Here is a 21,852-nt window from a genome sequence, read left to right as displayed (position 1 = left end):
AGACTCCTTTCTAATTAACAATATTCAGATGCCAGTAGCTCTGGTTCATTAACCATTTGCTCGGTTTTTTCTTTTGAAGCCAGCTTACCCTGATCCATGATGAGCAAATGATCAGCCACATCAAAATAGCGCTCGTCATGGCTAATCACGACGATGGCCTTACCTTTTTGCTTTAGCTCCGGTAACAACTCTCGATAAAAGACTCGCTTAAAAACAGGATCCTGATCGGCTGCCCACTCATCAAAAAGGTAAAGTTCTTTATCTTCGAGATATGCTACTAATAACGCCAGGCGCTTTCTCTGACCATCGGATAAAGAAAGCGTAGAAAAACGTTTGTTTTTTATTGAGACCTTACTTGATAGGTGCAGCTTCTCTAAATAGTGTTGCGCCTTCTCTTCCATTTCGGGTGTTAGAGCGATCAACAATCGGTCGAACAAAAAGTAGTCAGAAAAAATGGCGCTGATGTTTTGTCTTAATGTTGCTGTAGTTTCGGCATTCAAAGCTTCGTCACCGAACTTAATGTTTCCAGAAACAGGTAAGTAATGAAGAGTGATCAGCTTACTAAGCGTTGATTTTCCAGAGCCGTTTGCCCCAATAATAAAAGTAACTTCACCCTTATTTAGAGTAAAATTAACAGGACCAATACCAAAACCCGACTCATCTTCTTTCGCATCATAGCGGAAGACAACATCATCGAAAGACACTTGAGACCAAGCAGGAGAAGCTCCAACCTCTAAGGAAACTTCTTCTTGAGGTATTTCCTTTAACAGTTGGTTGATTTTCCTGACAGAAACAAAAGCCACAGTTAGTTGCGGTATGGAGTTGAGAATAATAGCCATGGGACCAATGAGGTATAACAGCGCCATGATCACACCAACCAGTTCTTCCTGCGTGATAGCGTGGTAGTTCACAAAAACAAAACTAACCAACCCAATGACAAAAAAGCTAAGTAACTCGCCAAAGCTCGCTGTGGCATTAACTATGGTATGTGCAGTCTTCTCATTCTTTAAAATATCATTTTCATGCTGTATCAGTACTTCTTCAAAAAAGGCCTTCTTTTTTTCGTCGTTAATTTTTAGCTCTTTGGCGCCATATACTAATCCTCTGATGCCTTCCTGTAAGTCATCTCGAATGTGCCGTGCTCGAGTAAAGATCTTACGACCAAATATCATCGGTATTTGATAAGCAATAACACCACAAATGATAGAGAGTATGACCAGCTTAAAAACACTGGCATTTAGATAAAGCAAAAAGCCCAGCATTCCCATGAGAGAAACACCATTTACCAATAGCGCAGGGAAGACCCTTGCTCCCATGACCACTCTAGGCACATCCAAATTAATAGAAGCTATAAGTTTCGATGAACCAATTTTTTCGATGGCCGATATCGGAGCTTCAGTAATCTGCTTGTAAAACTGCAACCGATAGTCCCTGGATACCAAGGTTGCAACTCGCAAAAGAATAACTTCGGATATTGTTCTTACAAACAAGATCAGTATGCAAGAAACAAAAAACAATAAAGCAATTTCGTATTGCGCAACTTCTAATGACAAGAAGCTTGCAACATCTTTTTCAACCTCGGCAAAAGCAGGGTCTTTGGGTGCAACACTCATTAGAACCAAAGGAATCAGTGCAGAGTAGCCAACACCAGCCAGCGCACCTAAGACAATAGAAATGAATACCTTGTTAGGTGCTTTCTGTATAAAGCTTTCAAACAATCTCACGGTGCTTCTCCTGACAACTTTTTGGGAGAAAGGATGTAAGAAGATTCAGCCTTAGTCGGCGTTTTCATCGGATAAAACTTAACATCCCTAAACGGCTCCACCATATCATCATAATGTGAACTTCCGACCTGCCCTGATTGTCCAGTGGAGTTCATATAGATATGTGAGGAATTATCTTTAGCGAACGCCATAATTTGACGAAAACCTGCGCCAAAGGTTTGGATATAACCATCCGATTTATGAAAGGCAGAGTTCGCAACATTAATCGTATTAATTGCGCCACCCGATGGTATTTTTCTTTCAAATAACGAATCTAGCAGCTTCACATTACTAAAGGGGGTATGTGAGTAACGCGTATTTTGGATACCAGCCCACTTCCAATCCTCAGCATCATTACCAACCAGCTTTTGATATTGCTTGATAGTTGCTTCTAAAGCAGACTGGACGATATCTTCACATGTCTCAGCAACGGCGGTGTCTATGTTATTGCATAAAGGATCTTCAGACTTAAGTATCTTTAAGACTGCTGCTGAAGGTACATTAGATATTAAACTATTAAGATGTATTCGATGTGCACTATGATTCCAATAGTTTTTCAACTCGTCAGTGAATAGTTGATTGTTAAGGTTTCTCGACCAATTATAAAATATTGATGCTCCAATGCTATCTGAGTGGGCAAATCCATCCCATTGGCTTAACAGTTCAATCGCCTGTTTTTGCCAAATATTTTGCGGCTTGGTCAGAGCTAAATAGTTTCGCAGATGGGTAACACTGAGATCTTTGGTATCCGCTTGCATTTTTGCCATGTCATCCAAGCTGAATTTTTTATTGGAGTTAAGAGCATCTTTAATTAACTCTTCTATGCGTTCAGCTCGGGCAGGAAGAGCCCAATCTTGAGAAATAAAGTAAGGGTAATCATCACTTACATTTTGATTATTTGCTGAGACTAGATAGCCGCTCTTGGGATTATAAATTTGTGGCATTTCTGCAAATGGAATATACCCCAGCCACCGTTGGCTAGCCTCTGCTCCATTGGCCGGCAAAGCCCCTTTCCATCCTGCTCGCTGCGGAATTTTTCCAACACCAATAAATCCAATATTATTGCTTGTATCGGCATAAAGCAGATTGAGTGTTGGCGCCACGTGGTAGCTTGCAGCCTCTTTAAAACTATCCCAATTATCGGCATAGCTGAGACGATAAAATGATTCATAGGTAGTATCATTCGCTGCCAGGGCGGTCCAACGAAGGGACACCACCTGATCAGCTCCCTTCACTACATCACTAACAACGGGACCATTAACGGATTCTCTAACACTGATCTCTACGGGTTTTAAAGCCTTACGTAAACCGGATGGAAAATCGGCTTTTACATCGATTAATTCAACGCGTGTTTTAAATGATAACCATTGCTCATTATTCCAATAACGTTCGGGATCAGTGGGCGATACCTTTTCGATAAACAAGTCCTGAACATCGGCCATCATGCTGGTTCCCCCCCAAGCTATGTGCTGGTTTTTACCGAACACAACGACTGGCAGGCCGACCAAGCTCATTCCTTCTGTTTGTAAGCTAGCTCCCCGCTGAGTCACCGCATACCAAAGCGAAGGTATCTGCAAACCAAGATGAGGATCGTTGGCTAGAATAGGAAAGCCAGATTGAGTAAGACGCCCAGAGACTACCCAAGCGTTACTGCCAACATAGCGCCCGCCGATGTTCAACTCAGACTCTAAATGTTCTTGAATGTCTAATAAGTGATCTAGATTATTTTTAGCTGAGGCAACTTGAGAACTGCGCTGTATCTCAGATAAGTCTGTTGATGGGAACAAAGCAGAAAACTCACGATCAGATAAATAATGAGCTGCGATATATCTTTGTAGTTCTAAACGAAAATTTCCCCCGAGATCCAGAGCGAACATTTTTGCCCAGGCCAGAGAGTCTATTGGCTTCCATGGCTCAGGCTCCACTCCCATCAGAGTAAATTCGATAGGAAGGCTTGAGTGATGTTGCAGCCATGTATTTATTCCCTCAGAGTAAGCTTCTAGTGACGCTTTTGCCTCGGGACTAAGCAACTCCAAGGAACGTTCAGCAGCTTGATAAATACCAAGGGTGCGAATCCAAATATCTTGATCTAAGCTTCCACGCCCAAAAACTTCGCTCAACCGTCCTTGACTCAATCGACGTTGAACCTCTAGTTGCCACAAACGATCCTGCGCGTGAAGATAGCCCATAGCAAAATAAACATCGTTGTCTTTATTCGCTACGATATTTACTAGCCCATGCTCATCACGCGATATGCGAACGTCTTCACTGATCCCTTTCAGCTCATAAAGACTCATCTCATTTGGCAAAGGCCTAACAATGAACTCGTTATAAATAACGCCCGAAAGGATCACCAATGGAATGACAACGAACAATACTGTTCTTGTTAATAACGGATACTTAATAAACAATTAAAACTCCATTTTATTTTAAACAAGACTACTTTTTATTGCTTCTATAAAACGCAGGCATGAGCTTTTTTTTAAATTCTTTTTTTGTCAGCAATGATAAAAAATTGCCGACATCTCGATTTGAGCGAAAGAACTTTACATCCAACCTTTATAAACAATCAAGATATTATTCAGTTATGGATAATATCTTTTTTGCCAATACTAAACGTTTTCATTAGAGCACAAGAATATGAAAATAATTTTTCTTTAAAAATTAAATAAAAAACATTTTCTAAAATTTCCATAAGAGATATTTTTGCTTTTTTTCGAGTTTTCTAGGTGCAATTAAATGAATAAAAACATTAGATAAAGTACTATTTTGATATCACCAAGAGATAAGTTAACCTATTTATTTAGGGTAAATAAATTACCGCCTCTGCACCTTTCGAAATAAATAAACTCATAAAGAAATATTGGCGCATCGCAGCAGCATGTCATCAAAAAAAGCATTTATATTGGTTGAGATATGAAACTTTTATTTAGTAAATATAAAAAAATAATTTCATTGTTAAGGGAGCATTTAAAACTTTTTTTGTTAAATAAAGCTCTAAAAATAATTAAAATGATTTTGCGATTTGCGAGCACAAAAAAGTGAATTAAAACCGATAAAGTGACACACAAAAAATAATGCATGAAAATTGATAGTACAAACAGGATAGAAAATTTTCTAAGGTAAATGGCAAATACTTGGGCGTATAGCGTCTATATAAAAAGGAGTGCGAAGCGACTCCAAAAAGAAAGAACAAAAAATAACCAGCAAAACCATTTCAATGCTTTTTGATTAGCTCTGAACTGCAACCATCTCAAACGATTATATAGCAACTTGCAAAGGTGTCAGGCAGCAGTTTATCATAGTTGTCACTCCACAATACCTCAACTCAAAATCCTATGACTGTGAATATCTTTGGAATAAAAAACTGTGACACCATGAAAAAAGCTTTGCGCTGGCTTGATGATAACAATGTCGAATATCACTTTCACGACTACAAGAAAGAAGGTTTGTCAGAGCAACAGGCCAAGACCTTTCTTGAACATTGTGATATGAATCTTGTCATCAACAAGCGAGGAACCACCTGGCGTAAACTGGATGATGACATCAAAAATAATCTCGATGAAGATCTGGCCGTTAAACTGATGTTAGATAACCCTAGCATTATTAAGCGTCCATTAGTCGAGTTTAAAGGTAACTACCACCTTGGCTTTAAAGCCGCAGAATTCGAGGCTTTTTTTGCCAATGCATGATTCCGTTATTGAATTAACCAAAGCACTTATTGAGCGCCCTTCGGTTACTCCTGAAGATTGTGGCTGCCAGCAGTTAATGATGGACCGTTTGAAAGCCATCGGTTTTGATTGTGAAAAAATGGATTTCGGCGATACCGAAAACTTCTGGGCCACTCGTGGCAATGCAGAACCCGTGTTCGTTTTTGCAGGCCATACGGATGTTGTCCCTCCTGGTAATCTCGAAGAGTGGCATACAGATCCTTTTGAGGCGGTAGAAAAGGACGGCATCTTGTATGGCCGTGGCGCTGCTGATATGAAAGGCAGTCTTGCAGCCATGATTACTGCGACAGAAAGCTTTATCGCTAATCATCCCGATCACAAAGGCTGCATCGGCTTTTTGATTACCAGCGATGAAGAAGGCCACTTCATCAATGGAACTATTAAAGTTGTTGAAGCATTAATGGCACGAAATCAACCAATCACCTACTCGTTGGTGGGTGAACCTTCTTCTGGGCAGGTATTGGGCGATGTCGTTAAAAACGGCCGTCGCGGTTCATTAAGCGGTCATTTAACAGTAAAAGGTATACAGGGACACGTTGCTTATCCCCACCTTGCTAAGAACGCGGTTCACTCTTCTCTTGCTGCTTTATCTGAACTGGCTGAGCAACAATGGGATCAAGGCAACGCTAATTTCCCTCCTACCAGCTTTCAAATTACTCGCATCGAGACAGGCGCTGGTGCAGGTAATATTGTGCCTGGTATTGTGACTCTCGATTTCAATTTCCGTTATTCTACAGAACAAAGTGCTGACGGCTTAAAAGCAAAAGTTGAGTCCATTCTAAATGCCCATAAGGTTGATTACGAGCTATCATGGAAGTTGAATGGAGAGCCTTTTTTGACGCCCTCCGGAGCTTTATTAGAAGCTTCCTCTCAAGCGATTTATGAGCAATTGGGTATCAAAACACGTGCAGAAACCACTGGAGGAACCTCTGATGGACGTTTTATTGCCAAAACAGGCGCGCAGGTGGTTGAATTAGGTCCTATCAATGCCACTATTCATAAAGTGAATGAGTGTGTTTCAACTCAGGATCTGGTTGCTCTATCAAAAGTTTATGAGCAAATTCTGGAGAAGCTATTATTGTGAACGAGCAAAAGACAGAACAACTGTTACTGGGTTTAGAGCATCCTGCTTTAACCCAGCTCGAACACAATGATCAAACGATCATTCTCCACCAGGCGGTAGTGCAACCACTCAAGCAGCTTATGGATGCATCGGCCAAAGCCGGGTTAGATATTCATATCGTCAGCAGCTGGCGTTCATTCCAACATCAAGCCTCGATATGGAACAGAAAATGGAATGGAGAAAGAGCGGTACTTGATAAACATTCACAACCTATCGATCTAACACAGCTGTCCGATCACGAAAAGTTCAAAAGTATTGCATTCTGGAGTGCGGTCCCAGGAACCAGTCGTCATCATTGGGGCACCGATTTTGATCTATTTTTGCAGGCACTGGTAAAAAAAGGTTATTCCGTACAATTAGTGCCCGAAGAATTTGCAGCGGGAGGCCCCTGTGAATCGTTAGAGTGTTGGTTGCAGGAGAATCTAGGTCAGTTTGAGTTCTTTCGTCCTTATCAAACCTATCGTGGTGGTGTCGCTCATGAGCCCTGGCATATTTCTTATCGTCCAGTCTCTGAACCCTTATTAAAAAACGTGGAGGCTAAATCCATAGCCTCCCAACTAATGTTGCAAGACGTTCAGGGAAAACAGACGATCACCGCAGCACTTGATGACTATCTTGAGCGCTACGTTTTCAATATTGACGATTAACGACGACGGCGGCGGCGACGCACCACACGCTTCATCATTTGCTGCTTGTCTTCTTTTTCTACGGCCTGGGTATTTTCTGACACAACCAGCTTGAGTTGATCTTGCAATAACGACTGGCCCTCTATCTCAATCATTTCTGGCTGAGCCATAGAACTTTCGTTTGCAGCAACTAAAGAATCTAGCGGATGAACTTTGCGTCGATTTTCTGCAGCCAGACGAATTTGTCGTGCAGCCTGAGCGCTTCTGTTGCCAGAGCCACTCGTTGCCTGAAGCATTCGCTGCGTAGGCGTTTTGCTAGGCAAACGCTTTACTGAAGCCTTTTTTTTGGCCACCGCAGTTCGACGGGCACGACCTTCACTTTGCTTCATATTCTGCAGATGTAACTTAGCATTCTCCAGATTGGTATGCTGTTTTTGGATAAACTGCATCAATGCCGCACGGCGATCGCTTTCTGGAGCTTGTTCTAATTGCAGTGACTTTTGGGCAAATTCTTTCAGCGACTTGGCAACCATGGCCTTACTGCGAACTTCCCACAACTTTTTCTCTTGTCGCAGTCGCTTTAGACCAGCATCGGATGGAGAGTCAGCCACTTTGTTAAGGGCAGGAGGAACTGCTCTTTCGACTTTTTTCATCAACAAACGGGCTTTTTGCCATCCATCCAAAGAAGGATTCCAAACTAAAGCGTCATCAAAGATCTTTACCCGCGCTTGAATTTGCTCAGAGGTAAATGGTCCTTCAACGCGTCCACTACGACTAAAATACCAAGTTTTACCCAGCATGCTCTCAACCCAATAAGAAATAGGACAAATAATGAGCGTAATTCTATTACATCTGACGCAAACTTCTTGTGACTCTAATCACACGGGATCTGTGAGCTGCGTAACAAACTTTGCAATGAGCTCAAAATTCGTGACTCAGGTCATATAATAGAGAAGTGGCTTAGTAAGAAAAGAACTAATAAAAGAGAAATAGAATAGTGGCTCCCTAAGGAGCCACTAAGATTAAAACATGTGCTGACCGCCATTAACAGACAAGTTTGAGCCGGTAATAAAGCCCGAGCTTTCTGCCGCTAAAAACGCAACGGCATGAGCCACTTCTTCTGGTTCACCCAAGCGTCCAACAGGAATGCCGCTAACAATCTGCTCGCGTACATCTTCTGGCACCGCCATCACCATTTTTGTTGCAATATATCCAGGTGAGACCGTGTTCACCGTAACACCTTTTCGTGCCACTTCTTGAGATAAGGCTTTAGTGAAGCCGTGCATCCCGGCCTTAGCAGCGGAGTAATTGGTTTGTCCAAGTTGGCCTTTTTGAGCATTAATGGAAGAAACATTAATAATGCGGCCAAACTTTCTTTCGATCATGCCATTCACAACCTGTCGGGTCATGTTAAACACACTATCCAGATTTGCGCTTAACACGTCAGTCCATTGCCCTTCACTCATGCGTTTTAGAGTTGCATCACGAGTGATGCCTGCATTGTTAACTAAAATATCGATAGGGCCTAAGGTTTCTTCGACGTGCTTAATGCACTCGCCACAAGAAGCATAATCTCGAACATCACCGTAACTGATATCAAAATCAAACCCTTGCTCTTTTTGTATTGATTGCCAAGTTTTCGCTTTATCATGGTCACCACCGCTATTGTATCCAGCAGCCACTTTATAGCCTTCTTTTGCTAGTCGTTGACAAATCGCAGTACCAATACCACCGGTTCCACCGGTAACTAACGCAACTCTACCTGACATAACCTAATTTCCTCCTGAATGAATGGACACAGCAAAGCATAGTTATGCTTTATTGCTGAAATATGAAATTATCAGAAACAGCCCTCAAACGCTACACTCGTTTTATAAGATCAAAGCATGTTAAAATCCCAAAAAATGGCTTTAATTCACTATTATGAAACGCTTTTCATCATCTCTCGGCGAATATACATTAAGCCGATATCCCAAAACCCAGGATAATACTTTGCAAGCCTGGGATGCTGCTGACGAATATTTACTAAATGAAATATCCCAACAGCAATGGCATCAAGATAAAAACCACATACTCGTCGTTAACGATAGTTTTGGAGCTTTATCTGTCATTCTTTCTCAGTACACACAAGTGACTCATTGGCACGATTCACTGCTTGCTCAAATCGCGTGTCAAAAAAATGCTCAGCACAATAACACCGAACACCCGCTCCAATATTGTGCATCGACGGAGATACCTGCACCAGACATTGACCTGGTTATCATAAAACCGCCGAAAAACCTGCGCCTACTAAAACATCAACTGCAAATACTGAACCAACATTTCGCAAATATTCCTGTTGTTATCGGTATGATGCAAAAACACATAACATCAGGATTAAAATCGCTTGTTGAGCATTTTATTGATAACCCAGAACCTTCCAGAGCAGTTAAAAAAGCACGCTTGGTATCAGGCCAATTACTCAATCATGCGATTTATGAAGATGATTACCACTACTTTGAAGTCGACGATTTGATCATTGCTAATCAACCCAATGTTTTTTCGTCTGAATCTTTAGACATAGGTTCACGCTTTTTGCTCGAACATTTTCCTGATTTAGCTCATTGCAAACAGGTATTCGATTTGGGTTGCGGTAACGGTGTGCTATCAGCAGTGGCGGCTTATAAAAATCCAAATGTTGCCGTATTGGGTGTTGACGAATCTTATATGGCAGTCGCATCTGCTCAACAAACGTTTTTAATGAATCAGCTGAATACGGGAACCTTTCGGGTTAACAATGCTCTATCGAATATTGAGCAAAAAGCGGATGCCATCTTATGCAATCCTCCGTTTCATCAACAACGACAGGTTTCAACAGGCATTGCTCATCAGATGATTCGTCAATCCAAACAATGTCTAACGCAAGGAGGGCAGCTTTGGATTGTGGCCAACCGACATCTTGGTTACCACACATTAATGAAAAAAACATTTGGTAACCTAGAAGTCGCTCAAGCGAATTCAAAGTTTGTTATTCTGCAAAGTATTCATCATTAAACGGAGATAATAATCAATGAAATACTGGCTCCTGATTATCACCCTTTTGCTAACGACCAGCTGTGCTAATCGCCCAACTCAATTCACCATTGATCCCGAGATCAACTTAAGTCAGTTAGCCAAGGCAAAAGACACTCACATTATGTTGTCGATTGTTGGTCCTCAACCTCAGGCAGCGTCAACATCCGAAGAAGTGCTCCTTAATTCGAGCAACAACTTTACGTCAACGATAAAACAAAGCTTTATTAAAGCCCTGACCAAGAAAGGTTATAAAATCTCATCTAATAAGCATTTTTCGGACGTTATTCTGGAGCTAGATTTCTCTAATCTGAAAATGGCGATTAAACCAGGCTTAGTTAAAGATTCACTCGAAGCCAATGGCAAGCTCAGCTTAAAGCTCACTAAGAAACCTCATTCGTTAAGCAAAAGCTTTTCGCGTTCGCAAACCTTAATGGTGGCAGGACGGGCAAATGATGCAGAAGTGACAGGACTAGCCAACGATTTGATAGGCAACCTGCTTTCGAGAGCCCTTACGGATCCGCAAATCATTGCTTTCTTGAATAAACCAGCAGCCCAATAACCAGACGGCTTTAAGCCCAAAAGCTTCCTAAGGGATCGCTTTATAGAACATATAGTAATAGCAGAGAAAAATAACACAATATGTAGTTGAAAATCTTGAGTTTTCGAAGACATCATCTAAACTGAAAAGTGCCACAAGGTACTTTTCTAGTCCAACAAAGTGCTTTGTTGGTTCTTCAAACTCAAATTTTTCCACACAGGCGCTCAAGGGCGCCTTTTTTTCGTTTTGAGGTCTGTGTCAAAAATTGCCCCATAAAAAGTGTTCATAATCTATAATGATGCATAATTTTTTCATTTATCAACAAAAATCGAGAATACTATGATAAAAAAGCCAATCGTGTTAGCGACTTTGAGTGTGTTGTTTTCAGCATTAAGCCACGCAGATACACTGGGTGTTTATGCTGGTACCGGTAACTGGAAACCCGAATTTAAAGGAAACTTTCAAGACGGCACCACCCAAATAGGTCTCGGCTCAGGCACCAACTCACTGAACATCGAAGAAAAGAATCAAACCAACTTTTATATAGCCTTAGAACACCCCATTCCATTTTTGCCTAATTTTAAGCTGGCGACCTTAGACTTAGAGTCTGGCGGCTCAGGAACATTCAATCAGGTCGTCAACTTTGGTGGTCAGAACTTCACCATCAATGATACGTTAGTTTCAAGCTTTGACTTATCTCACCAAGACTTTGTGTTTTACTACGAGCTGTTGGATAACTGGGTTAATCTGGATTTAGGTTTAACCTTGCGTAAATTTGATGGTTTTGTCACTTTAACCTCACAGAACAATGCATCAGATACGGCTACAGAAACCTTCGATGAAACCATTCCAATGCTTTACGGAAAAGCTCGATTCGATCTGCCACTAACAGGATTAAGCTTCAATGCTGATATTAACTACATCAGCGCTTCTGGTGATACCGTAACCGATACCGCTTTTTATGTTGGTTATGAGACCAGCGTTGGGCTTGGTATCGAGGGTGGAGTGAGAACTTTTTCATTAGAAGTAGACGATGCCAATGATCTGAGTGCTGATCTGGATTTTGAAGGCGCATTTGTCCACGTTACTTTCCATTTCTAAATCAGGCATCCTCAAATAAAGAAGTCTTAGAAAACTCGAACCTTTTGCAACGAAAGGTTCGACATTCCCCCCGCTAACTCGTTACACTGCCCACATGACTGATGTACTTACTGTAAATAATCTAAGCAAACACTATGGCGATTTAAAAGCGGTTAATGATATTTCATTTACTGTAAAGAAAGGCCACTGTTTTGGTTTGCTCGGCCCGAATGGAGCCGGAAAAACGACCACTCTGGAAATTCTGGAAGGTATTAACTCTGCTGACTCCGGTGATGTTCACTACCCGTTAATTGATCCTAAACAATCTCTGCAACAACATATCGGTATTCAATTTCAGAATACCGCGTTACAAGATTTCATTCGGGTCAAAGAAACACTGGTGATGTTTGCCGACCTTTATGGTAGTCGCCGTCTGGTCGATGAGCTGATCGAGCTCTGCTCGTTGCAAGAGTTTCTCGACCGAGACTGTAAGAAACTCTCTGGAGGGCAACGCCAACGCCTATTATTAGCTTTGGCTTTGATACACGATCCAGACATCGTTTTTCTTGATGAACCCACAACGGGACTCGATCCTCAATCTCGCCGCAACTTCTGGCAACTAGTCAAAGATATTAAAGCGAGAGGGAAAACCCTGGTGCTAACCACTCACTATATGGATGAGGCGCATCAGCTGTGTGATGACATTGCGATTATGGATCATGGCAAGATCATTGAACAGGGTTCACCAGAAAGCTTGCTACAAAAACATTTTAGTGGTGCATTGATTCGTATTCCTAAAGCCAATATTGCCTCTCCTTTACCCTTTGAACAAATCAGAGAATATGGTGATACATTAGAAATCAACTCGTCACACATAGACCAGGACTTAAAACGTCTTATTGATCTCAATGTATCCTTAGAAGGGCTTTATATCCATAACCCCAACCTGGATGACTTATTCTTAAAGTTAACAGGACATGAGTTAAGAGCATAATGTTTAATTTTCGACGATTTGGCGCTATTTTTGGCGCGAGAAATAAAGAGTTTTGGCGTGACCGCTCCTCTCTGTCCTGGAACTTTGCTTTTCCTTTGTTACTGATATTTGGTTTTTCCGTCGTTTTCTCTGACAACAATCAAAACCAGTTTAAGATGGGTTTGCTTAATCAAGTAGATGCGCCAGCGGCATTGGAGTCCCTGAAGTATACCGCCTATGTAGAATACAAAGACAAAACCATCGCCCTGAAAAAAGTCGGTCAACATCAAATTGACTTGTTACTGGACTGGGACAATCAAGAATACTGGGTCAACAATTCCTCGCCTAAGGGTTATATACTGGAGAAACTGTTACTGCATTCGTCTTCTCAATTAAAACGCAATGAAGTAACTGGCGATGCCATTGAATATATTGACTGGGTCATTCCAGGTATTCTCGGTATGAACATTATGTTTAGCTGTTTATTTGGCGTAGGTTACGTCATTGTGCGTTATCGAAAAAACGGTGTTCTTAAACGCTTGCAGGCCACTCCGGTCAAAACCTTTGAGTTTGTGGCAGCCCAAATCGTTTCTCGCATGCTTATCGTTATGACTGTATCGAGTATAGTCTTTATGGGCACTTGGTTAACACTCGACTTTCGAGTCGAGGGAAGTTTGTGGACCTTGCTGTTGATCTTAATGATAGGCTCTATCTGTCTCGTCGCACTGGGCTTGTTGGTCGCCTCTCGTAGCGAAAGTGAAGAGTTGGTAGGTGGCCTGCTTAACTTTGCCTCCTGGCCAATGATGTTGTTATCAGGAGTCTGGTTCAGTCTTGAAGGAGCACCTGAGTTTATCAAGATAATAAGCCAGATGCTGCCCCTCACTCACTTTGTCGACGCTGCGCGTCTGGTGATGACAGAAGGTGCCACTCTGACCGATGTGAGCCAGCAGCTGTTCATATTAATGCTCATGGCACTCGCCTTCTTTATCTGCAGCGGACTCATGTTTAATTGGGGCAAAAACCGTTAAGTAACTAAACCTTAAATAAGAAAATACAAACAAGCTGGTAGCTTTTTACACCAGCTTGTTTAAATCCCCACTTCTGAAAATATCCAATACATCCCCTTAGAAAGACATCACTTATAACCTTACCCTTACCAGGGCATTAAGCACTGACAAGATTCATCGTATCAGTCACTCTCGTGCGTCAAAAAGCACAATAAACTTCGGTAACAGTTTTTGATAAAATAATAGGCAACTCTCCTATTATTAACTAAGCACGGATCTCTAAATGTCTGATAATTCAAACTCTTTCATTAATGAGTTTATTCATCGCCGAATGCCTGTGGTGATTGCCTCCTTTATTGCAGGCTTGTGGCTAAGCATTGAGTTCACCTCTTTTTTTGTAGAGCGTTACCAACTATCAACGATATGGATAGATTTCGTACTGGTTATTGGGCTGGGTTTATTACCATCCATCCTTCTTGTAGGATGGAACCACGGTGCTCCTGGCAAAGATAGTTGGAGTCGTTTTGAAATGACTTTCATAGCCTCTAACCTGATATTAGCTTCTATAGCAGCTGGTTGGGGAGCATCAGTCCTCCAGAATGAAACCACTTCTCAAGCTCCCGAAGAAATGGCATCCTCAGCCACTCATACGACAGAAACAACAGATACAGAAGATAAAGACTTTAGAATTCAAGCATTCTTTCTTGACGTGGACTCATCAGTAGCAGACTCTGAGCGTTGGCTAGCTTATGGTATTCCCTCATTACTCGAAGACTATTTCTATCAAAGCAAAACGCTTTCTGTACGCTCTTTCTTTACTAAGTTTCGCAACGGCCCTTTCAATAAGCTATCAGCATTAGGTTTTTCTGACGGCTTAAATGTACCCGTCAGTCTTAAAAAGAAAATCACTAAGTCTGCTGGTAAAAAATATATGTTAACGGGGAAACTCACTAACGAAGAGAAACAACTCACAATACATCTGGAACTTATCGATGTGTATCAAAACAACACATTAGAGACCATCACCCTCCCTTATGAAAGTCTCTTTAAAACAACTGAACAAGTGTCAAACAAGTTGTTTAAATATTTCAAGCTGGCGAATTCGAGTATGAGTATTCCGGTGAGTGAAGTTTCGACCTTAACGGAATCCAGTTACCAAAGATTCGTCAGTGCTCGACTCAAAAAGCTCCTGGACAATGACCGAGATGGCGCAATAAAAATATGGACCAGCCTCTTAGCAGATAAGCCTGGATGCTTAGGTTGTATCCAAAGTCTGATTCAGATGGAAGCTGAAAATGGAAGAAATGACAAAGCCGTTGAATATATCGATCAGGCGTTAAAGTTATCTTACCGCTTAGGAGACTGGAGAATCTTGTACTACAAAGCTTACCGCTCTCTTTTCTTAAAGGATTATGATAAAGCAGAAGAGGCCTTTAAAGTTTGGATCAAGACATTACCCAATGATCCCTTAGCTTACTTTGAATATGCCAGCTTCCTATTTAAACAAAAAGGAAAAGTGGAAGAAGCGATTCAGATGTATCAAAGCTCTTTGGATATTGCCCCTTACCTGGATCAAACGATTCTGGATATCGGACTGCTTTACAGCTTTATAAGACGTTCGGAAAAAGCCAGAGAAATGTATGCAAACTACCTCAAACTACACCCCGAACACGAAATGGCTCTTTATTATATTGGTGCCTCTTATTATCACGATGCTAAATTAGAAACAGCAAAAGAGTATTTTACTCAAGCCAGTTTGTTAACGGTCAATAATGCGAGTGCTTATAGCTACCTTTCTGACATATACCTTCGGTTAGGCAATCCAGACGAGGCAGAATCAGTACTCCATAACGCCATGGCACTACCTCTAACCGACAGTGGCAAAAGCACCATTTATAAACGTTATATGGTCAATAACTTTCATTTGGGGCGTTACCAACTAGCAACAGAGAACTTTGACAAGAAGAAGGCGCTACTAGAGAAAACAGACGTACCCTTTAACGTCTATAAGTACACTATGTGGAGTCACCATAGTACTTTGCTCAAGATGAAGCACTACGACAAACTGGAACAGTTAATTCAGGAGTTTTATCAGTTAGTGGGGCATAAAAACTCGGGCTACGGGAACATTCCATACTTTAAATTGCTAGCAACAAAAAAAGAGTTATCTAAGGCCAGCGAACTGTTGGTCACTATAAAAAGCAAGTTCCAACAACAGACAGAAAACTATCTTGACCTCTATTTGTTGCAAGCAAAAGAGAAGTACCAAGAAGCCTACGAATTATATTTAAAGCTAAAAAGCACTCGGCCAGAAGGTATTCCTGAAGAAACAAAAGAGCTTAAATTGAGCCACCTGATGGATACGGTCGATACTTTTATCGCTTTAAATAAATGGCAAGAGCTACGAGACTTAATCTTAGAAAATATTGAAGCCTTTCCCTATCATCCAGAGGCTAACTACTATCTTGCATTAAGCTATGTTAAATTAGGTACTAAAGAGCAAGCCACAGAGCCACTGCAAAAATCATTAGCTATGTGGAAAAACGCAGATCCCGAGTTTGAGTTTAAAAAAGAAGCGCTTGCATTAGAATCCTTTATTAATGAAGGCTGAAACTTGATATCACCTTATACTTTGCTAAATAGTTAAAGAAAGGGGGAGAAAATATGAGTAAAGTGGGTTGTTTCTCTATATGATAGATGTGACAGAACTCCTGAGACGGATAAATAATATGCGGTTCCTAGTGTCCACTTATCACTATATGAAGGAGTTTTAAATGCCGGAAATCAGGTCGGATAAATCCCACTATCAACATCTTGGTAATTTTTTTTATATCGGTGGCATAATATGGCTTATCTCTTCTGCACTTTTGATTTCCTTTACCGAAGATTGGATTGATGTTCATCCATTCTGGTTAGTGTTGCCCGGGTTTATTATCTTTATTGTTTTGCTTATAAAGAAGATATTAACAACAAATGAAGAGTTTAAATGCAAGGAATGTGGTCAGGTAATCAAGGAGTCATTAAAAAATAGCGGAGCTTCCAATGAAGCTATTATATTCCATTGTGAGCATTGCGATATTCTGTGGCATGTTGGTGAAACAGCCGGTTAGATTGAGAGAGTCGCATAATAGTATTAGATAAAATAAAAGCCGAATTTTATTACTGTAATTTCGAGCCTCAGCTTTTTCAACACATTCTTATTCTAAGTTGATTAGTGCACGGACTCACTTTTACCGAGTCACTCCACCTCATGCTCAATGAGACACTTGGATATATCACCCTTCTCTAGTGCCACCTTGTCTTTGAACATTTGCACTTCTTTTCTGCTTTGAGTGCCACCGCCAACACGCACCAACACATCGATGTAATCAATAAAAACGTCAGATTCATCGCCAAACTCTTTGCCGATGATTATTTGCTTATCGCAAGGAAATACGCCGCACTTTACTTCTAGTGCTTTTTGCGCAGAAATCCCCACGGTTTTAATTCCTTGCTCCACGGCAATTTCGTAGGCAATTTTGGGAACGCCGACATTGGTTAATCCACTGACAATTTCATAATCCGAAATTTTCTCGTCATTAACCCAATTGCTCAGAGCTTGCTCTAGCCATTTTCGCGCGGCCTTTTGATCAAACCCTGAGTTGCTAAATCCCACAATACCAATTTTCATTGACGATCCTCCCAAGCAACGAATCAACAGAGACTATCTGTCACTCTAATGCCCTGCTTATTTGCTACTTGGCGATAATTCCGTGTCAGCCTCTTCGGTAACTTGCTCCTCTTCTTTGCTGTTCCATGGAGCAATGTAAAACAGCATCAACATACCAGGAATAGCGCACAGGAAACAAATCAAAAAGAACTGGGTATAGCCAACAGATTCTATAATGAACCCAGTTGTCGCACTGGCACCTACTCGAGGGATAGTCGTAATACTCGAAAACAACGCAAATTGCGTAGCCGTAAAGTGTTTATTGCTGTTCTTTGCCATAAAGGCCAGCAATCCTACGGTGCCTAACCCAACGCCGAAGTACTCAAAACCACTGGCCAAAGCCAACATATAGATGTCATAGCCCACCATCGATAAAGCGACATAACCCAAGATGGAAGCAATCTGGAAAAAGCCAAAAATCCACAAACACCGATTAATGCCTAGTTTCACCATCACAATGCCGCCTAATACAGTGCCTGCAATAGCACCAGCGGTTTTAGAAAACTTGGCAACAGAGCCGACTTCTACCGGAGAAAACCCCATATCCAGAAAAAACGGTGTTTCCAGGGCTGTGGCCATGGTATCACCCAACTTATATAACAACAGAAAGCCCAAAAACATGAACGCACTGCGCACATCATTGCGCAGGAAAAACTCTCTAAAAGGCCCAATAACCGCTTCATAGAGCGTTGCAGGAGCACGAATATCATCTGCAGGCTCAGGGATCAGGAGTGTCGTAACAATGCCTACCAGCATGAACATGGCAACGACAGCGTTGGCCATCTCCCACGAAACCAGCCCAGAAATAATCAAGCCCAGAGACCCAGGTATAAATGAAGACAGGCGATAAGCCTGTGCGCCAAATCCGTTACCCGCCCCTAATTCATCGTCTGGTAGTAACTCCCGTCGATAGGCATCAATGGCGATATCCTGAGTCGCAGAAACAAAAGCGATAGCACTCACCAGCTGCACAATGCTGGTGAGATCTTTCATAGGGTCAAAAAATGAAAAACTTAAAATCAACCCAAGCAATAACACCTGAGAGATCAACATCCAACCACGTCGGCGTCCCAAAAAAGGTGGCGTCCATCGATCCAGTAAAGGCGACCATAAAAACTTAAACACATAAGGCGATGTAGCAAGACTAAACAATCCAATGGTGCCCAAATCGACGCCATGGGTACGCAGCCAGGCAGGTACAAACTGAATCAAGACATATAAAGGCAACCCGGATGAGAACCCAATAAAAATACAGATGGCCATCCTTTTATTTAACAAAGCTTGTAGAAGTGATTTTTTTTCTTTTATCATTTGCGTCATAGGGTCTTTTCTTTATTGGGTAATGCGTGAGCGAATCTCAACCAGTGTTTATATTAGGTGCAGGAGCCATTGGTTCTCTGTGGGCGTGTTCTCTGGCACATTCGGGCGTCGAAACTCGACTGATTCCCCGCCGTGTCAGCGATGACAGCATAACATTAACCCTGACTCACCAAGGCCAGAATATAACGCAGTCTATTCCACAACAATCTGCAAAACAAATATCACGCATTACTAACTTGCTGATTTGTGTAAAGTCTTATCAACTCGAGCAGGCTTTGCTCTCTGTTCAACATGCCGTGAACGCCCAAAGTCGTGTTATCTTGCTACAAAATGGTATGGGGCATAAAGAATTAGCACAAAAGCACCTGCCTCATGCTCAGCTTTTTTTAGCATCGAATACCCACGGAGTATTTCGACAATCTCAACATCAGTTTGTTCACGCAGGTTGGGGTAAAACCTTGCTGGGACCAGCAAACATCAATACACAAGCTCCAGAGGCGTTATTGGCACAACTTCATCAAGCACTGCCAGCGGTCACCTGGGAAGCAGATATAACACCTCTGCTGTGGCGCAAACTGGCGGTCAACGCTGTTATTAATCCATTAACAGCATTATATGACTGCAACAATGGCGCCTTGCTAGAACATACTGAGTGGCGCCAACAAATGCACCAATTGGTCATCGAGATGCGCCCTGTCATAGAGTATCAGTGCCCGGCTCTGAAACACTATGATTTTGTTACCGAAATAGAATCGGTTGCCGCGACAACGGCCATGAATTATTCGTCAATGCATCAAGATTATCATCTGGGTAGAAGAACAGAAATCGATCAAATAAGTGGCTACTTGCTTAACAAAGCCTCTGAACAAGGCGTTGTCATGCCTACTCATCAAGACATTTATCTGCGACTCACTCAGCCAACTGAATCCTAATATACCCAAAGTATTTCAAGGCGCAGCCAACACCGCTGCACCTTAAAAGGCGACGGGTATAAATACAAGCTTCGAGCCTCTATTCAGTAGTCTATAATTAAGCGTTAGGTGATTTAAAAAGCACTCAGACTACAACCAATGACTTCAGTCGCTTGCGGGAAAAAATCTTACGACTGCGCTTACCAATAATGTGACGAACTAGGCAATCTGAGTCGAGTTATGCAGTAAAATAAAATAGTCTCCAGAACAGAGAAATCTTATGAATACAAGAATAACCTTACTAACAGCTGTGATAGCAGCGGCTATTTTAAGCAGCCTCCTGTTGCTGATTGCTAACTCCAAAAGCAGCGCAGATGTTTCAAACATCAACACGCATAACACCAGTCACTTTCAAAATGTCTCATACAATTCCTTTTTAGCTTTGTTCAATCGTGTTCATGAGATGAGCAATCGACTGGGCCGCTCAGAGAGTTTAAAAGAAGCCATCAACCTTCAGCAATGGAATCACTTTCTTCAGGCAGCCGATCCAGGCACCAGTTTGCCTGTTGAGCTGGCTCTCTACGATTCTGTTAGTAATGTTCTTCACTTCAAAGACGGCACTTCACCCAAAGGCCAATATCTCGGATTAGAAAATACCTTATTAAACCAAATTAAACAGCCTGGTCGACGCAACGATGTTGTCACTTTTCGTGACAGCGAAGCGATTGTTTTTAGCAATGGCATCCACCAGGACCAAAAACTAACGGGTATTCTTTTTGTTATTATGCCATTTAATAAAAGCTTAATTGAGCACCTTAAACAAACCACAAACCTGGATTATGTTCTCAAAGTAAAAGGGCAAACCTACACCACCGACCCGCAGTTTAATTTAACCAACACTCAAACGACCGAGTGGCCAAGCGCACTTAAGCTAAAAGGACAATTGAACTATCACCAACCTTCATGGAGTATTCACCCAGGTATCGCGTTCAATTGGACCGCTATGGTGGTGATAGTCATCATTTTTGTTGTCATTGTCGGGCTCGTTATCTGGATGCAAATGCAGCAGCAACGACGCTTTAAAATACTGTCTCATGTGGTTAACAAAGAACGGGCATTAGCCAATATTGTTGAAGATCTGCAACGATTAGATGATATGGCCGAGCTAGAGACGATGAAAAACGATTTGCAGCAAGTATTGCAACTACAACAAGCCAACATAAAGCAACTGAATGGGCAAATTAAGCAAGCCAAGTTAGTTAACGATAAGCTCAAGTCAGAAGCCCAGACAATAAAACAAGAGTTATCCACAGCAGCGGCTGCGCCAAAAACCAAATCAGAGTTTCTGTCACGCATGGGTGATGAAATCACGACCCCCATGAAAACCTTAACCAGTATGCTGCATCTGCTTAGCGAATATAATTTAAATGATGAACCTAAAGAGCTATTGACGATAGCGCGCCGTGCCGCAGGCACATTGATTAACAATCTGAATAATATTCTCGACTTTTCCAAGTTGGATGCCAACCTATTAAAACTGCAAAAAGTCGAGTTTGAAGTCCAACAGTTACTGGATGAAATCTCAGCAGAATATAGCCCTCATGCAAAATCAAAAGGATTAAAATTCTCTGTCAATTTATCGCCAGAAGTCGGTGAGAAAGTATTTAATGATCCCAAGCGTATTAAACAGATCATTAAAAACCTTATTGGTAATGCCATCCGATTTACCAAAGAGGGCGAAGTATCTCTGTTCGCCGATCTTATGGTTAACGATTCTAAACAGTTCTTAAAATTCACAGTAAAAGATACCGGTGTCGGTATTCCAGAAGATGCACAAAAAGGTCTCTTTGATTCACTGGAACAAAAAACCCGACTTACCAATAGCAGTTTTGCAGGACGCTTACGTTTGATAGTATCTAAGAGTCTGGCAGAACTAATGGGCGGTAGAATAGGCATTAACAGTGACTCCGGTCAGGGTTCTCGTTTTTGGTTTACCGTTTCAATGACAAAAGACTAG

At 41.6% G+C, this 21,852-nt stretch carries 18 protein-coding genes; 12 read left to right on the top strand and 6 right to left on the bottom strand.

Translation table 11 applies throughout. The features are described from left to right. Positions 1-14: 14 nt before the first annotated feature. Together NH399_RS21270 and NH399_RS21265 are read right to left on the bottom strand one after the other, a co-directional pair. Complete coding sequence (locus NH399_RS21270; RefSeq protein WP_253043219.1) at positions 15-1,724, bottom strand: cyclic peptide export ABC transporter; 1,710 nt, start codon at positions 1,722-1,724, stop codon at positions 15-17. Continuing rightward, the gene (locus NH399_RS21265; protein WP_253043218.1) at positions 1,721-4,174 is read right to left on the bottom strand and encodes a penicillin acylase family protein; all 2,454 of its coding nucleotides are present in this window, start codon (positions 4,172-4,174) and stop codon (positions 1,721-1,723) included. Before NH399_RS21265 ends, NH399_RS21270 begins: the two co-directional genes overlap by 4 nt. A 966-nt stretch (positions 4,175-5,140) precedes the next feature. Between NH399_RS21265 and NH399_RS21260 the strand changes: the two genes are divergently transcribed. Genes NH399_RS21260 through NH399_RS21250 form a run of 3 tightly spaced genes read left to right on the top strand, consistent with a single transcriptional unit; the run spans position 5,141 to position 7,264 of the window. Continuing rightward, a complete protein-coding gene (locus NH399_RS21260) occupies positions 5,141-5,455 on the top strand; it encodes a Spx/MgsR family RNA polymerase-binding regulatory protein (RefSeq protein ID WP_253043217.1) in 315 nt (104 codons plus the stop codon). Further along, on the top strand, positions 5,448-6,578 hold the full coding sequence (gene dapE / locus NH399_RS21255; protein ID WP_253043216.1) for a succinyl-diaminopimelate desuccinylase: 1,131 nt from the start codon (positions 5,448-5,450) through the stop codon (positions 6,576-6,578). Before NH399_RS21260 ends, dapE begins: the two co-directional genes overlap by 8 nt. Beyond that, positions 6,575-7,264, top strand: coding sequence for a D-alanyl-D-alanine carboxypeptidase family protein (locus NH399_RS21250; RefSeq protein WP_253043215.1), 690 nt, complete (start codon positions 6,575-6,577; stop codon positions 7,262-7,264). The genes dapE and NH399_RS21250 overlap by 4 nt, the downstream gene beginning before the upstream one ends. Here NH399_RS21250 and NH399_RS21245 read toward each other — a convergent pair. Together NH399_RS21245 and phbB are read right to left on the bottom strand one after the other, a co-directional pair. Further along, positions 7,261-8,043: a DUF4339 domain-containing protein gene (locus NH399_RS21245; RefSeq protein WP_253043214.1), complete on the bottom strand. Its 783-nt coding sequence runs from the start codon at positions 8,041-8,043 to the stop codon at positions 7,261-7,263. The genes NH399_RS21250 and NH399_RS21245 overlap by 4 nt on opposite strands. A 222-nt stretch (positions 8,044-8,265) precedes the next feature. Next, a complete protein-coding gene (gene phbB / locus NH399_RS21240) occupies positions 8,266-9,012 on the bottom strand; it encodes an acetoacetyl-CoA reductase (protein ID WP_253043213.1) in 747 nt (248 codons plus the stop codon). Positions 9,013-9,166: 154 nt separating this feature from the next. Here phbB and NH399_RS21235 point away from each other — a divergent pair, with 154 nt between their 5' ends. The 7 genes from NH399_RS21235 to NH399_RS21205 all read left to right on the top strand — a co-directional run bounded on the left by NH399_RS21235 (position 9,167) and on the right by NH399_RS21205 (position 17,005). Then, positions 9,167-10,276 (top strand): methyltransferase, encoded by a 1,110-nt coding sequence (locus tag NH399_RS21235; RefSeq protein WP_253043212.1) that lies wholly within the window; start codon positions 9,167-9,169, stop codon positions 10,274-10,276. Between the two features lie 16 nt (positions 10,277-10,292). After that, positions 10,293-10,856 carry a YajG family lipoprotein gene (locus tag NH399_RS21230; protein ID WP_253043211.1) on the top strand — a complete coding sequence of 188 codons (564 nt, stop codon included), beginning with the start codon at positions 10,293-10,295 and terminating at the stop codon, positions 10,854-10,856. 318 nt (positions 10,857-11,174) lie between these two features. Then, complete coding sequence (locus NH399_RS21225) at positions 11,175-11,936, top strand: TIGR04219 family outer membrane beta-barrel protein (protein ID WP_253043210.1); 762 nt, start codon at positions 11,175-11,177, stop codon at positions 11,934-11,936. 94 nt (positions 11,937-12,030) lie between these two features. Further along, complete coding sequence (locus NH399_RS21220; RefSeq protein WP_253043209.1) at positions 12,031-12,909, top strand: ABC transporter ATP-binding protein; 879 nt, start codon at positions 12,031-12,033, stop codon at positions 12,907-12,909. Further along, the gene (locus NH399_RS21215) at positions 12,909-13,916 is read left to right on the top strand and encodes an ABC transporter permease (protein ID WP_253043208.1); all 1,008 of its coding nucleotides are present in this window, start codon (positions 12,909-12,911) and stop codon (positions 13,914-13,916) included. Before NH399_RS21220 ends, NH399_RS21215 begins: the two co-directional genes overlap by 1 nt. Positions 13,917-14,178: 262 nt before the next feature. After that, on the top strand, positions 14,179-16,506 hold the full coding sequence (locus NH399_RS21210) for a lipopolysaccharide assembly protein LapB (RefSeq protein WP_253043207.1): 2,328 nt from the start codon (positions 14,179-14,181) through the stop codon (positions 16,504-16,506). A gap of 163 nt (positions 16,507-16,669) precedes the next feature. After that, positions 16,670-17,005 (top strand): hypothetical protein, encoded by a 336-nt coding sequence (locus NH399_RS21205; protein WP_253043206.1) that lies wholly within the window; start codon positions 16,670-16,672, stop codon positions 17,003-17,005. 128 nt (positions 17,006-17,133) lie between these two features. Here NH399_RS21205 and NH399_RS21200 read toward each other — a convergent pair whose 3' ends face one another. Both NH399_RS21200 and NH399_RS21195 read right to left on the bottom strand, forming a co-directional pair. Then, positions 17,134-17,565 carry a hypothetical protein gene (locus NH399_RS21200; protein ID WP_253043205.1) on the bottom strand — a complete coding sequence of 144 codons (432 nt, stop codon included), beginning with the start codon at positions 17,563-17,565 and terminating at the stop codon, positions 17,134-17,136. Positions 17,566-17,622: 57 nt separating this feature from the next. Beyond that, positions 17,623-18,924, bottom strand: coding sequence for an AmpG family muropeptide MFS transporter (locus NH399_RS21195; RefSeq protein WP_253043204.1), 1,302 nt, complete (start codon positions 18,922-18,924; stop codon positions 17,623-17,625). Between the two features lie 26 nt (positions 18,925-18,950). Between NH399_RS21195 and NH399_RS21190 the strand changes: the two genes are divergently transcribed. Continuing rightward, positions 18,951-19,856: a 2-dehydropantoate 2-reductase gene (locus NH399_RS21190; protein ID WP_253043203.1), complete on the top strand. Its 906-nt coding sequence runs from the start codon at positions 18,951-18,953 to the stop codon at positions 19,854-19,856. A gap of 259 nt (positions 19,857-20,115) precedes the next feature. Further along, the gene (locus tag NH399_RS21185) at positions 20,116-21,852 is read left to right on the top strand and encodes a HAMP domain-containing sensor histidine kinase (RefSeq protein WP_253043202.1); all 1,737 of its coding nucleotides are present in this window, start codon (positions 20,116-20,118) and stop codon (positions 21,850-21,852) included.

Origin of the sequence: Pleionea sp. CnH1-48, assembly GCF_024124665.1 — a bacterium.
Taxonomy (GTDB): Bacteria; Pseudomonadota; Gammaproteobacteria; order Enterobacterales; family Kangiellaceae; genus JAMXSB01.
The sequence above is the reverse complement of the archived record's forward strand: the minus strand, read 5'-3'. Positions and strand labels throughout refer to the sequence as shown.